The organism is Aneurinibacillus sp. Ricciae_BoGa-3 (genome assembly GCF_028421645.1).
In the GTDB taxonomy this organism is placed as follows: domain Bacteria; phylum Bacillota; class Bacilli; order Aneurinibacillales; family Aneurinibacillaceae; genus Aneurinibacillus_B.
The window spans coordinates 3,083,055-3,095,548 of the sequence record NZ_CP116887.1; the positions used below are offsets into that span (position 1 = coordinate 3,083,055).

Below are 12,494 nucleotides of genomic sequence, written 5' to 3' on the forward strand. Positions count from 1 at the left end.
CCTGTAAAATAAAAAAAGACCGCCGCCCGGACGGGCCACGATCATTTCTTATCGAAATTCATGAATTCAAGAATGATTGAATCAAGCGTTGTGCTTAACGAAAGTATTTCGGGCTCATCTAACGAAAAGGTATTGTTGTTTACGAGAAGATGAAGCCGTTGCCGCATGTGCTCCATCCTATCCTCAACTTCCGCACGTTCATTGCCTTTCATGTCCACCCCTCCTAAAACCCGGTATGGCCGAACCCCCCGCTGCCGCGTTCCGTGTGATCAAGTGAAGGCACTTGCTTAAGTGAAATTTGTGGCACAGTCTGGAAAACTAACTGTGCAATTCTGTCCCCGCGTCTTACTTCGAACGATTCAGTGCCATGGTTGATTAAAATGACACCAACTTCCCCCCTATAATCTGCGTCAATGGTACCGGGCGAATTCAGGGTGGTAATCCCTTTTTTGAAGGCGAGGCCACTTCTAGGCCGAACCTGGGCTTCGAGATTTGGAGGCATTGCCAGAGCGAAACCCGCCGGAATCAGCGCCCTCTCCCCAGGTTGAAGAATAAGCGGATCCGTGAGGGCGGCGCACAAATCAAAACCGCTTGCAAGTTCTGTCATCTTAACTGGCAATCCTATGTCTTCGTTTCCAGGTAAAATCCGGATTAATACGTTAATATCAGACAAGTATATCGCTCCTCATATAGGTCGGAATGCTTTCAAGCGGACTGACTAGAGCCATGGCCATAGGCTTGCGGAAAATATAATCCGCAACCTGGCGAACCGTATGCAGCGATACTGCCTCAACTTGCTTGATCACTTCATCCAATTCCAGATGCCGTCCAAGCAGAAGCTCATTTTTACCGAGCCTGTTCATCCGGCTGCTCGTGCTTTCCAGACTCAGCATCAGGCTGCCTTTAAGCTGCTCTTTTCCCTTTTTTAATTCATCTTCCGAAATCCCTTTGTCACGCAGGGCCGCCACCGTGTTTAGCATCACTTCATACACTTCTTCCAGCTGCTTAGTGGCTGTTCCTGTATACAAGGTAAACGTGCCAGTGTCTTTATAAGCGGAATGGTAGGAGAACACAGAGTAAGCAAGTCCTCTTTCTTCCCTTACTTCTTGAAATAAACGTGAACTCATGCTTCCGCCCAGGATATTGTTCATGAGAATTAAAGAATAAATATCGGGGTGACCAACTTCGTATCCTGGAAAGGACAGGCACAAATGGGCCTGCTCAGTTTCCTTCGTTTTGCTAAGCGTTCCAGGAACAAAAATAGGGCTTTGCTTGTCCTCTGTTGCTGAACCTCCACGCGAATAACTGCCGAAATAACGTTTAATCTGATCAAGCAGCCCATTGGGGATGTTCCCGGCTACTGTTACAACCGTATTCTCGGGAGTATACCTGGAATCTATGTAACGTTCAAGATCAGATCTCTTCAGGTTGTTTAAAACTTCTTCTGTACCCAAAATGCTGTATCCAAGCGGATGGTTAGGATATGAAGCTGATGAAATCAAGTCATGAACCAGATCATCCGGCGTGTCATCGTACATCTTAATCTCTTCAATGACCACATTTTTTTCTTTGGCCATTTCCTGCTCATCGAAAGTGGAATGAAAATACATATCCGCAAGTATGTCGAGAGCAACCGGGGTATGTTCATCCAGCACACGCGCATAGTAGCACGTATATTCTTTAGATGTAAACGCGTTTACATGGCCGCCAATTTGGTCAAAAGCTTCCGCTATTTCCTTGGCAGAACGTGTCTCGGTACCCTTAAAAAGCATATGTTCAATAAAATGGGATATGCCGTTTATTGCGGGGCTTTCAAACGTCGATCCGGTTCCAACCCAGATGCCCAGAGCGACAGAACGAACAGTTGGGATTTTTTCAATGATAACACGCACCCCATTAGCAAGGGTGTATTTTTCAATCACGTAAACTTCCTCCTCCAATATTCCGCATAAAATAAAATCATATGAAAAAACTTGGTTAACGTCAAGCCGAAGGCAAAGGCTGTATACCTTGGTTACCCTTATGTGGATAGGAAAGTTTACTTTCCTGTCTACCAAATAATAATTATAGCAAATAGAAGCGGCTCACTCAACAGTGACCCGCTTAGAAGAGAGCGTTTCGCTCACAATTCCAATCGATAGCTTCTTGGCTCTTATGTATTCAATTAATCTGGGTAGCGTATCTGCTGTGGATTCCGTCGGGTGCATTAAAATCAACACCCCGTTGCCAATCTTTGGTGCAACCGTGCGGAACCACTGTTCAGATGATGGTTTTCGCCAGTCTACGGTATCCGCAGTCCAGAGAATGGTTTTCATCTGATAGCGTGCAGCTGCTTCTACCACCCGATCATCAAAATCACCTGACGGTGGAGCAAACAGCGTTGGGGTTATACCGGTGGCTTCCTGGATCACCGCGTTCGTTCGGGTGATCTCGTCTTCGATTCGTGCGTTGGAGATCTTGCTCATATTGGGATGCGAGTAGGCGTGACTGCCAATTTCGTGGCCTGCCTGCACAATTTTGTTCGCTTCCTCCGGATACTTCTTGGTCCAACTGCCATCAAGAAAAAATGTGGCTTTTACATTCGCCTGCGCAAGCGTCCTTAAAATTTTGGGCAGGTACTCATTTCCCCAGGCAACGTTAATCATGAAGGAGACCATTGGTTTTTCAGGATTACCGCGATAAACAGGCGCTATATCCAGTTGTTCAAGCTGTATAGAGGGGGGCGTCTCCTTGTACACGATTTTTTTCTGATCCCATTTGCCTGCCTGTCGCATATTAGCAAGTGTTGCAGCCTCATCAACCGTCAAACCATTGTAGCCGGGAATCGCCTTCCATATCGGATCCATGCGTGCATTTATTGGAGCTATACTGGAACGTTTGGCATTTTCCAATAGCTGTTGCCATTGCCCTACATTCCCTGCGCTGACCGGTGCCAGCCTCCGTGAATTTATAAATTGTGATACCGGTTCAGATACAGTTACGAAATAAAGAATGATGCAAACTGCCAGCATGATCCCCAACCGTTTCATCTTTGATCCACACCTCACATCCTGATCCTGTTTGTATCAGCTTATGCAGGCCTGTCTCCATCTATGTAGAAAAACATCGCGGGCCATGCCGCTCTCTCCTTTCCCCTCATAGAAGTTTTTACGGCCGCTTTGTGGAACGACGGTCGGACCGGCAAAATTTTTGGGTAACCCAATGATGGAGACAGTTGCCGGTCTTTTTCGCCCTCTGTTCCACACGCTCCACAGGGGGAAAGAAAGGTGCGGACATGTGCCTCGCGATGTTTTTCTCGGATGTTTGGGACCAGAGGTCCCTTTAAAAAAATCACTCAGGACACCTTAACACTGTGAAGCACATAAACCTTCGATATTACAAAAGACAAAGGAAACTATCGGTCCCCTTTTTCTTACTTAGATAACAAAAAATAGCGACTGACTTTCGTCAACAATCGCTATCTGTTGGTTTTTATTCGCTTTTCGCTTCTTCTTGCTTTTTTTGTTCTTTAAGAATGACTTTGTGGGACAGATTAACCCGCCCTTGATTGTCGATTTCTGTAACGCGTACCATCAGCTGGTCACCGATATTGACTACATCTTCTACTTTGCCAACGCGTTCTTCAGCAAGTTGGGAGATGTGGACCAGGCCATCTTTACCAGGGAACAGTTCAACGAAAGCACCGAATTTCTCAATGCGCTTCACAGTGCCCAGGTATGTTTGTCCAACTTCAACCTCACGAATAAGATCTTCGATGATTTTTTTGGCTTTTTGGTTCATTTCGCTGCTGACTGAAGCAATATAAACGCGCCCATCCTGTTCAATATCGATTTTAACCCCGGTTTCTTCAATGATTTTATTGATAATGCGGCCGCTTGGCCCAATCACATCACGAATTTTGTCAGGATTAATGCGCATGGTAAGGATTTTTGGTGCAAATTCCGATAGATCTTTGTTTGGTTCAGCAATCGCTTCCGCCATTTTATCGAGAATAAACAGGCGTCCCGCGCGTGCTTGGGTCAACGCTTCTTCGAGAATTTGACGGTTAATCCCTTCAATCTTAATATCCATTTGTAGAGCCGTAATACCTTCTCTCGTTCCTGCTACTTTAAAGTCCATATCGCCGAGGTGATCTTCCATCCCCTGAATATCGGTTAGAATGGTGTAGTGATCGCCCTCTTTAACAAGTCCCATGGCGATACCCGCAACCGGTGCTTTAATTGGTACACCAGCCTGCATAAGCGCCATAGTACTGCCACAAATACTTGCCTGTGAACTCGAACCGTTTGACTCAAGCACTTCAGATACAAGGCGAATTGTGTAAGGGAAGACATCTTCACCCGGAATCACCGGCTCAAGTGCGCGCTCACCAAGTGCCCCGTGGCCGATTTCGCGGCGTCCAGGTGCGCGAAGCGGGCGTGCTTCCCCTACGCTATACGGCGGAAAGTTGTAGTGATGCATAAAGCGCTTCGATTCTTCAAGGCCAAGCCCGTCGAGAATCTGTACGTCGCCGAGTGCACCTAGTGTACAAATGCTAAGTACCTGAGTTTGTCCACGCGTAAAAAGGCCGGAGCCATGCGTGCGAGGCAATAGGCCAACTTCACAGCTGATGGGGCGGATTTCATCGAGGCCACGCCCATCTGGACGGACTTTATCAACTGTGATAAGGCGGCGAACTTCGTCTTTGACGATCATATGAAGCACTTCATCAATTGCACTTGCCTGTTCTGGATAGATCTCCGCAAAATGAGTGAGTGTTTCTTCATTGATCTCATCAATGGCATCATAGCGAGCCTGCTTCTCTTCAATGCGGACGGCTTCAACCAGACGATTGAATGCATAATCCCGCACGGCCCGGTCAATTTCCTCTTCGACTTTATGCAGGTCAACTTCCATTTTCTCTTTGCCCACTTCCTGGGCAATTTTTTCAATTTCTTTTACAACTTTGCGGATTTCATCGTGCCCGGCCATCAGCGCTTCGAGCATGGCTTCTTCCGTTGCTTCTTTCGCACCGGCTTCAACCATGTTGATGGCATCGTATGTACCTGCAACAATTAAATGGATATCGCTTTTTTCCATTTGTTCGACTGTGGGATTTACCACGATTTTGCCATCCACCCGTCCAACAATGCAGCCTGCAATTGGACCGTTAAACGGGATATCGGAAATGCTGAGTGCAGCAGACGTACCGATCATAGCCGCAATTTCCGTAGAGCAATCCTGATCCACAGACATAACGGTGTTTACAACCTGGACTTCATTGCGGAATCCTTCTGGAAATAGCGGGCGGATAGGACGGTCAATCAGTCGGCTTGCCAGAATTGCCTTTTCACTTGGCCTGCCTTCGCGTTTAATAAAACCACCCGGAATTTTGCCTACAGCATATAATTTTTCTTCATAATTAACTGTAAGCGGAAAAAAATCCAGGGGAGACGGTTTTTTTGATGCGGTTACGGCACTTAGCACAGCCGATTCGCCATATCGAACCATAACGGCAGCGTTCGCCTGTTTAGCCAATTTGCCGTATTCAATCGACATTTTACGCCCGGCAAATTCAAATTCAAATACTTTGACATCCATTAAATGTGGTGCCTCCTCTCGTAGCTTAACAAAAGTTATTTCGTCATTCTTCTAGTATTTCCTGCATAGAGCAGAAATAAAAGAGAATTTATGGGCATTCCGAAAAAAAGCATGAAAAAAGCGGGGAATCCCCGCTTTTTCTTATCGGCGTAAGCCTAATTTGTTAATTAATTCACGGTAACGAGCTACGTCTTTATCTTTCAGATAAGCAAGCAGGTTACGACGCTGACCAACCATTTTCAAAAGCCCGCGACGGGAATGGTGGTCTTTCTTGTGAGTGCGTAAGTGGTCGTTTAAGTAGTTGATTTTCTCCGTAAGGATAGCAATCTGTACTTCTGGAGACCCCGTATCGGATTCGTGCGTGCGATACTCTCCGATGATCTGATTCTTGCGTTCTTGTGTTAAAGCCATCCTGTTCACCTCCTCATATAATCGCCAGCACCCGAGAAAGCCGTTGGTGAATCGGCGTTCCAAGATGTGGTTGCTTGAAACTTACAAAATTAGTATAGCATATACATAGCCGCGAGTAAAGCCGCATATGTATTTGTATGTTACGTGCGTGAATGCCCAGCAAACTCAGCGGAAGCGATCTCCACATCCTGCTTAATGCGGGCGATTAGCCCTTCCACACTGGCAAACTTCTGCTCCTCGCGAATAAAGAAGAGGAAATCTACGCAAACTTGCTTGCCATAGAGATCGCCGTTAAAATCGAGGATATGGACTTCAAGTGTTTTCTGTTTATGCTCATTTTCAAACGTTGGTTTAATTCCTACATTCATTACGCCGTAATACTGGACGCCTTCTATCCATACCCGCACACCGTATACGCCATTTTTGGGGATAATATAAGGTCCGCCGGGTTGAATATTGGCAGTAGGAAATCCGATGGTTCTGCCTCGCTTCTCCCCATGCACAACGGCACCGCTCACCATATACGGGCGCCCCAGAAACTGTGTGGCTTCTTTTATTTTACCGCTGTATAAGTATTCCCGTATAAGCGTACTGCTCACCTTTTCCCCATAGCGGTTAATAGGTGAAATAACGTCTACCTGGTATCTTTCCTGCGCATGTGCCTGGAGTGTATAAGCGGTGCCCAGACCTCTGTGCCCGAACGTGTAATCAAAACCTACGATAATGTGTTTGGGTTCAAGACGCACGAGAAATTCATCAATGAAGTCCTCCGGATAGACCGAGGCGAATGAAATATCGAAATCAACGACGTACGTTATGTCTACCCCCATGGATTGAAACTGTTTGAGTTTTTCATCCAGCGGTGTGAGGTACTGTGTATAGCCGCTCTGACCCAGAACCTCACGCGGATGCGGATCAAACGTCATAACGGCGGCCCGCAGACCAAGCGAGCGGGCAATGTCTATTGCCTTTTGAATCACGCGCCTGTGGCCAATATGCACACCGTCAAAATACCCCATAGCGAGCGCGCAACACGTCCCCTGGAAATCATTATTCAGAGGATAATATAAGCGCTGAATTTCCATGTTCCTTCCCCCTTTAAAGCAAACTTGGCTAAAACACCTTAACGGGTTTTGATTCTACTCCCATGTCTCTATCTGTTTCGATAACCTCATGTAAAGCCAGAAATGTTCCATCTGGTGCATAGATGCGTATTTTATCTCCTATGTTCCAGTGTCCAGGCCGTAGATGCCGTTGGCTCAGCCCGTTGCGGATTGCCTGGACGCGGCCAGCGGGCACCTCGACATGCGGATATTGCAGGAGCGCTTGATCAAGTGGAAATAGCAGTTTGTCTAACGCGTGATCCGCACAAGCGCGCTCAACTTCATCAAAAAAGTAACATTGATCCAACGTAAAAGGCCCGCTTTTTATTCGTTGCAGGTACGACATATGCGCAGGAACACCTAATGCCTTACCTATGTCCACGCAAAGCGTACGTATGTACGTTCCTTTTGAACAGTCTACCGTAAAACGAACCGTCGGCCTTAACTGGTCCAGGTTCATTTCTTCAATTTGCATGGAATAAATAATAGCAGATCGGGGCTTGCGCTCTACCACTTTTCCCTCTCTTGCCAGCTCATGCAGTCTTTTGCCATTGACTCGTACAGCAGAATACATAGGCGGCACCTGCAAAATTTCACCGGTGAACTGTTTAAACACATCCCGCACCTGCTGTTCATTCAGCTTACCATGAATGGCTGCCTTTTCAACTGGCGTACCTGATGCATCTTCAGTATCCGTGGACACTCCAAATGTTACTTGAGCCCGGTAGCGTTTGGGTTCGTCATGTAAATAATCCGCCACCTTGGTCGCCTGCCCGATACAGATCGGCAGCACACCTGTCACATCCGGGTCAAGCGTTCCCGTATGGCCCACTTTCTTTGTCTGCGCCAGGCGGCGTATTTTCATGACACAATCATGTGAAGTCATTCCAGCAGGTTTAAACAGCGGCAGTATACCGGACCACTCAGTCATAGCTTGATTCCTCCGCTGCCTGGAAAGCCTCTCGAAGCTTATCACTTATGATTTGGCGAGCCTCCTCAATGCCACCTTTTATGGTACATCCTGAGGCCCGCACATGTCCCCCGCCGTCAAGAGATTTAGCGATGGCCGCTACGTCGATAATGGAGCGGGAACGCATGCTGACTTTTACCTCACCGGCGTTCTTTTCTTTATAAAGAACCCCAACTTCAACACCTTCCACATTGCGCCCGTAATTCACGAGCCCCTCTGTGTCTTCATCATTCGCGCCCGCTTCTTCCATATCGCAACGGGTTACCGCCATTGAAACCACACGATTATTTTCCGAGAATTCCATGGTTTGAAGCACTTTTCGCAACAGCTTCAAATGGCCCGCTGTTATCGTCTCCAATAGCCGTTCCGCAAGTATCCCGGGCTGAACACCATAGGAGAGAAGCGCAGATGCGGCTTGCATTAAATGGGGAGTCGTATTGGAATAGCGAAATCCGCCGGTATCGGTTAACAGTCCTGCGTATAAGCAGGTAGCCATTTCAGGTGAAACCGTCAGTTGCATAAAACAGACCAAATCGTAAAGGATCTCACATGTGGCTGCTGCATCCGTCCTAATTAAATTGGAAGTGCCAAAATGATCATTGGTCGGATGATGATCGATATTGAGCAGCTCGCAGCCCTCGGCAAACCAATGTTCAACCCGGCCAACGCGTGATTTATCGCCGCAGTCACACGTAATAACCGCATCATACTTCTGAGGCAGGGCCTCAGAGGCATTAAGAATTTCCGAAGCCCCTGGGAGGAACATAAATTTTTCAGGTGTCATTCCCTCATTCACAAGGACTGCCTGTTTGCTAAGCTGGCGGAGAAGCCAGCCCATAGCAAGCAGGGAACCAGTCGCATCCCCATCGGGGTTCACATGGTTCACCACCAGAAAACGATCATGATCTTGAATAAAGCGGGCAGCTTCCCGTAGAGAAGAAGCGAATTGACTCATCAATCTTCTCCTTCTTTTTTGATCTGGGTTAGCAATGTTTCGATCCGATGGCCATACTCCACTGATTCATCAACTTTAAAAATAAGCTCCGGAGTATGGCGCAGCCGTACCCGGCGGCCAATTTCGGTTCGCATGAATCCCTTCGCCTTCTCCAGGGCCTTTAAAGAATCAGCCTGCTTTTCTTCGTCGCCGAATATGCTAATAAACACCTTAGCCTGTGATAGGTCTCCTGACACTTCAACACCCGTGACCGTAACAAAGCCGACACGCGGGTCCTTTATTTCACGCTGGATAATCTGGCTGAGTTCTTTTTTTATTTGTTCCCCAACCCGGTTGGTACGTACATTTCCCATTGCTTTCACCTCGATTGTTAGACATGGCTGGCCAGCAGGGCGCAGGCAATAATGTATTGGAAAGACCGGGTGTAATCCCGGCCATTAATCCTTTTATTATTGCGCGACTTCCTCCATGATAAAGGCTTCGAGGATATCGCCCTCTTTAATATCGTTATATTTCTCTATTGTAATACCACATTCGTAGCCCTGTGCCACTTCCTTAGTGTCATCCTTGAAACGTTTCAAGGCATCGACTTTGCCTTCGAAAATAACGATGCCATCGCGGATGACGCGGATGCCGGCATCCCGCTGAATTTTCCCGTCTGTTACATAGCAGCCTGCGATGGTGCCGACTTTAGAAACTTTAAAAGTCTGCCTTACTTCAGCTTGCCCGATTACTTTTTCTTCATAAACCGGCTCAAGCATGCCTTTCATCGCTGATTCAATTTCTTCGATTACTTTATAAATGATGCGGTGCAGACGGATATCCACTTTTTCCGTTTCCGCCGTAGCGCGGGCGTTTGGATCCGGGCGGACGTTAAACCCAACCACAATCGCGTTGGATGCGGACGCCAGAATAACATCTGATTCCGTAATTGCGCCTACACCTGTGTGTATGATTTTTACCCGTACGCCTTCCACATCGATTTTTTCAAGGGAGCCGCGCAGCGCTTCAACCGAACCCTGTACGTCCGCCTTAATGACCACGTTAATGTCTTTGATTTCGCCTTCTTTGATCTGATTAAACAGATCATCGAGCGATACGCGTGCCGAGGCGCGCAATTCACTTTCACGTCGCTTGCTGGAGCGGGATTCCCCAATCTGTCTGGCCGTCTTCTCATCATCGAATACCATAAATTGATCCCCGGCCTGCGGTACATCATTCAAGCCGGTTATTTCAATTGGGGTGGATGGGCCTGCTTCTTTAACCCGGCGCCCTTTATCATTAACCATGGCACGAATGCGGCCAAACGCAGTACCGACAACGATCGGATCCCCGATTTTCAGGGTCCCGGTCTGCACTAGAATGGTGGCTACCGGCCCGCGTCCACGGTCAAGCTCGGCTTCAATAACAGTACCTCTCGCCCGCTTGTTTGGATTTGCTTTGAGCTCCTGCACTTCTGCTACTAACAGGATCATTTCAAGAATATCATCCAGACCTTCACGTTTTAATGCGGACACATGAACGAAAATGGTGTCACCGCCCCAATCCTCTGGAACGAGGCCATATTCGGTTAATTCCTGTTTTACGCGATCCGCATTTGCGGCTGGCTTATCCATTTTATTAACCGCGACAATAATCGGGACATTGGCAGCTTTAGCATGGTTGATCGCTTCCACCGTTTGCGGCATCACACCATCATCCGCCGCTACGACGATAATGGCGATATCCGTTACCTGCGCGCCGCGTGCGCGCATCGTAGTGAAAGCAGCGTGGCCCGGCGTATCAAGGAAGGTAATCTTCTTACCCTGCTGGACAACCTGATAAGCGCCAATGTGCTGTGTAATGCCGCCCGCCTCTGTTGACGTAACGTTCGTTTCGCGGATAGCATCCAGCAATGTGGTTTTACCATGGTCAACGTGCCCCATGATCGTAACCACTGGCGGACGTTCCGTCATATCTACCGGATCGTCTACTTCTTCGATATTTTCAAAATCGTTATAATCAAGCTCAATTTTTTCTTCTACATCAATACCGAATTCTGCAGCGATAAGGTGTATGGTATCGAGGTCCACTTCCTGGTTAATGGTGGCCATTACACCCAAACCGAACAATTTCTTAATAATTTCGGATGGTGCTTTCTTCATTTTCTTTCCAAGCTCAGCAACGGTCATCGGCCCGGAAACCGTAATTTTATCGACCTTAACTTCAGGCTTTGGCTGTGCAGGCTGTGGCGCCTTTTTCCTTGGCTGTGACTTACTGAAGGTATCTATCCCTTTATCTTCAAATTTCTTGCCGCCCTGGTTTGGCTTGCCTTTGCCGCGCGTATCTTTTCTTGTATTATCACGCGAAGGTTTACCGGCAGGTGCGCCCGCTGTTGCAGCAGGTTTCGGACGACCTGGATTGCCGTTTCGGTTAGAGCCTCCACGGTTCGTTGACCCCGCCGAAGAAGGGCCCGCTGTATCGCTGCGCCTTCCGCCACCATGCTGTGGGCCCGCTCCGCGTCCGCCCTGCCCGGAAGAAGATTGCTGAGGACGGGATGGACGGCTGCGGTTTTGACCTCCCTGTCCTTGCCCTCCTTGACGTTGTTCCTGGCCTGCGTTAGTGTGGCCCTGTCCATGGGTGTTGGAACGTGCATTATTGTTTTGGCTTCTTTGTTCTTGTTTTTTATCGTCCATATTACCACTCTTTTCCGTATTCCGCTGCTGCCCGTTGGCACGTTCTTTTATCTGGCTGAGGTGCGACTCAATTCTGTTCATGGTCGCCTCTTCCAGCATGCTCATATGATTGTTAACCGATATATCCAACTTACCGAGGAGATTGGTCATTTCTTTACTGCTTAATCCTACCTTTTTAGCAAATTCATAGACTCGCATTTTACTCATCCATCCACCTCCGTTAGTTTTAGCCGATCAGCTCCCTTATCTTTTTTGCGAAGCCGCTATCTGTAATGCCTACGACCACCCGCGTTCCTTTACCGAGAGCCGAACCCAGAACTTCCCTGCTGCCATGCTGGATACAGGGAACTTTATAATAAGCACACTTATCAGTGACTTTTTTACGTGTATTCTCAGAGGCATCATTTGAGAGGATAACAAGCTTCACCTGGCCCTGACGGATAGCTTTGACGACGATGTCTTCGCCCGTAACAATTTTGCGGGCACGCATTGCAAGCCCTAGCATTTGCTCTGATGGATTCATTGTGCCACAATCCTCTTAAATTCTTCCTCTAGCAAATTATACATTTCATCGGTAACATCCATTTTTAGTGCACGGTTCAACAGCTTTTTTTTCTTTGCCGTTTCAAAAGCTTCCATTGTGCGAGAAATATACGCGCCTCTGCCTGAAGCCTTGCCTGTTGGATCAAGCTTTACTTCTCCTTCAGGTGTCCGGACAACCCGGATGAGTTCGCGTTTGTTCAGCATTTCCTGCGTTACAACACATTTTCGCAAGGGAGTTTTTTTCGCTTTCACGAATC

The 12,494-nt window shown here is 47.7% G+C and carries 13 protein-coding genes; all 13 read right to left on the reverse strand.

Going from position 1 to position 12,494, the window contains the following annotated elements:
• Positions 1-41 precede the first annotated feature (41 nt).
• Positions 42-212, reverse strand: coding sequence for an aspartyl-phosphate phosphatase Spo0E family protein (locus PP175_RS15595; protein WP_272439249.1), 171 nt, complete (start codon positions 210-212; stop codon positions 42-44).
• Positions 213-223: 11 nt separating this feature from the next.
• Positions 224-673 carry a dUTP diphosphatase gene (gene dut / locus PP175_RS15600; RefSeq protein ID WP_272439250.1) on the reverse strand — a complete coding sequence of 150 codons (450 nt, stop codon included), beginning with the start codon at positions 671-673 and terminating at the stop codon, positions 224-226.
• Positions 666-1,922: a M16 family metallopeptidase gene (locus PP175_RS15605; protein ID WP_272439251.1), complete on the reverse strand. Its 1,257-nt coding sequence runs from the start codon at positions 1,920-1,922 to the stop codon at positions 666-668. The genes dut and PP175_RS15605 overlap by 8 nt, the downstream gene beginning before the upstream one ends.
• A 162-nt stretch (positions 1,923-2,084) precedes the next feature.
• The gene (locus PP175_RS15610) at positions 2,085-3,029 is read right to left on the reverse strand and encodes a polysaccharide deacetylase family protein (RefSeq protein WP_272439252.1); all 945 of its coding nucleotides are present in this window, start codon (positions 3,027-3,029) and stop codon (positions 2,085-2,087) included.
• Between the two features lie 442 nt (positions 3,030-3,471).
• On the reverse strand, positions 3,472-5,580 hold the full coding sequence (locus PP175_RS15615) for a polyribonucleotide nucleotidyltransferase (RefSeq protein WP_272439253.1): 2,109 nt from the start codon (positions 5,578-5,580) through the stop codon (positions 3,472-3,474).
• Positions 5,581-5,721: 141 nt separating this feature from the next.
• Complete coding sequence (gene rpsO / locus PP175_RS15620) at positions 5,722-5,991, reverse strand: 30S ribosomal protein S15 (protein ID WP_272439254.1); 270 nt, start codon at positions 5,989-5,991, stop codon at positions 5,722-5,724.
• A 140-nt stretch (positions 5,992-6,131) separates the two neighbouring features.
• The gene (locus tag PP175_RS15625; RefSeq protein WP_272439255.1) at positions 6,132-7,076 is read right to left on the reverse strand and encodes a bifunctional riboflavin kinase/FAD synthetase; all 945 of its coding nucleotides are present in this window, start codon (positions 7,074-7,076) and stop codon (positions 6,132-6,134) included.
• 28 nt (positions 7,077-7,104) lie between these two features.
• Positions 7,105-8,025, reverse strand: coding sequence for a tRNA pseudouridine(55) synthase TruB (gene truB, locus PP175_RS15630; RefSeq protein WP_272439256.1), 921 nt, complete (start codon positions 8,023-8,025; stop codon positions 7,105-7,107).
• Positions 8,018-9,019, reverse strand: a complete 1,002-nt coding sequence (locus PP175_RS15635) for a DHH family phosphoesterase (protein WP_272439257.1) — start codon at positions 9,017-9,019, stop codon at positions 8,018-8,020. The genes truB and PP175_RS15635 overlap by 8 nt, the downstream gene beginning before the upstream one ends.
• Positions 9,019-9,372, reverse strand: a complete 354-nt coding sequence (gene rbfA / locus PP175_RS15640; protein ID WP_272439258.1) for a 30S ribosome-binding factor RbfA — start codon at positions 9,370-9,372, stop codon at positions 9,019-9,021. The genes PP175_RS15635 and rbfA overlap by 1 nt, the downstream gene beginning before the upstream one ends.
• Positions 9,373-9,468: 96 nt before the next feature.
• On the reverse strand, positions 9,469-11,901 hold the full coding sequence (gene infB, locus PP175_RS15645; protein WP_272439259.1) for a translation initiation factor IF-2: 2,433 nt from the start codon (positions 11,899-11,901) through the stop codon (positions 9,469-9,471).
• A 19-nt stretch (positions 11,902-11,920) separates the two neighbouring features.
• On the reverse strand, positions 11,921-12,217 hold the full coding sequence (locus tag PP175_RS15650) for a YlxQ family RNA-binding protein (RefSeq protein WP_272439260.1): 297 nt from the start codon (positions 12,215-12,217) through the stop codon (positions 11,921-11,923).
• The gene (gene rnpM, locus PP175_RS15655; RefSeq protein WP_272439261.1) at positions 12,214-12,489 is read right to left on the reverse strand and encodes an RNase P modulator RnpM; all 276 of its coding nucleotides are present in this window, start codon (positions 12,487-12,489) and stop codon (positions 12,214-12,216) included. The genes PP175_RS15650 and rnpM overlap by 4 nt, the downstream gene beginning before the upstream one ends.
• Between the last annotated feature and the right edge of the window lie 5 nt (positions 12,490-12,494).

Coding starts and splice junctions, on each gene's coding strand:
- PP175_RS15610 (WP_272439252.1), bottom strand. CDS start 3,029: ATGAAACGGTTGGGGATCATGCTGGCAGTTTGCATCATTCTTTATTTC.
- rpsO (WP_272439254.1), bottom strand. CDS start 5,991: ATGGCTTTAACACAAGAACGCAAGAATCAGATCATCGGAGAGTATCGC.
- PP175_RS15635 (WP_272439257.1), bottom strand. CDS start 9,019: ATGAGTCAATTCGCTTCTTCTCTACGGGAAGCTGCCCGCTTTATTCAA.
- infB (WP_272439259.1), bottom strand. CDS start 11,901: ATGAGTAAAATGCGAGTCTATGAATTTGCTAAAAAGGTAGGATTAAGC.
- truB (WP_272439256.1), bottom strand. CDS start 8,025: ATGACTGAGTGGTCCGGTATACTGCCGCTGTTTAAACCTGCTGGAATG.
- PP175_RS15615 (WP_272439253.1), bottom strand. CDS start 5,580: ATGGATGTCAAAGTATTTGAATTTGAATTTGCCGGGCGTAAAATGTCG.
- PP175_RS15650 (WP_272439260.1), bottom strand. CDS start 12,217: ATGAATCCATCAGAGCAAATGCTAGGGCTTGCAATGCGTGCCCGCAAA.
- rbfA (WP_272439258.1), bottom strand. CDS start 9,372: ATGGGAAATGTACGTACCAACCGGGTTGGGGAACAAATAAAAAAAGAA.
- PP175_RS15595 (WP_272439249.1), bottom strand. CDS start 212: ATGAAAGGCAATGAACGTGCGGAAGTTGAGGATAGGATGGAGCACATG.
- PP175_RS15625 (WP_272439255.1), bottom strand. CDS start 7,076: ATGGAAATTCAGCGCTTATATTATCCTCTGAATAATGATTTCCAGGGG.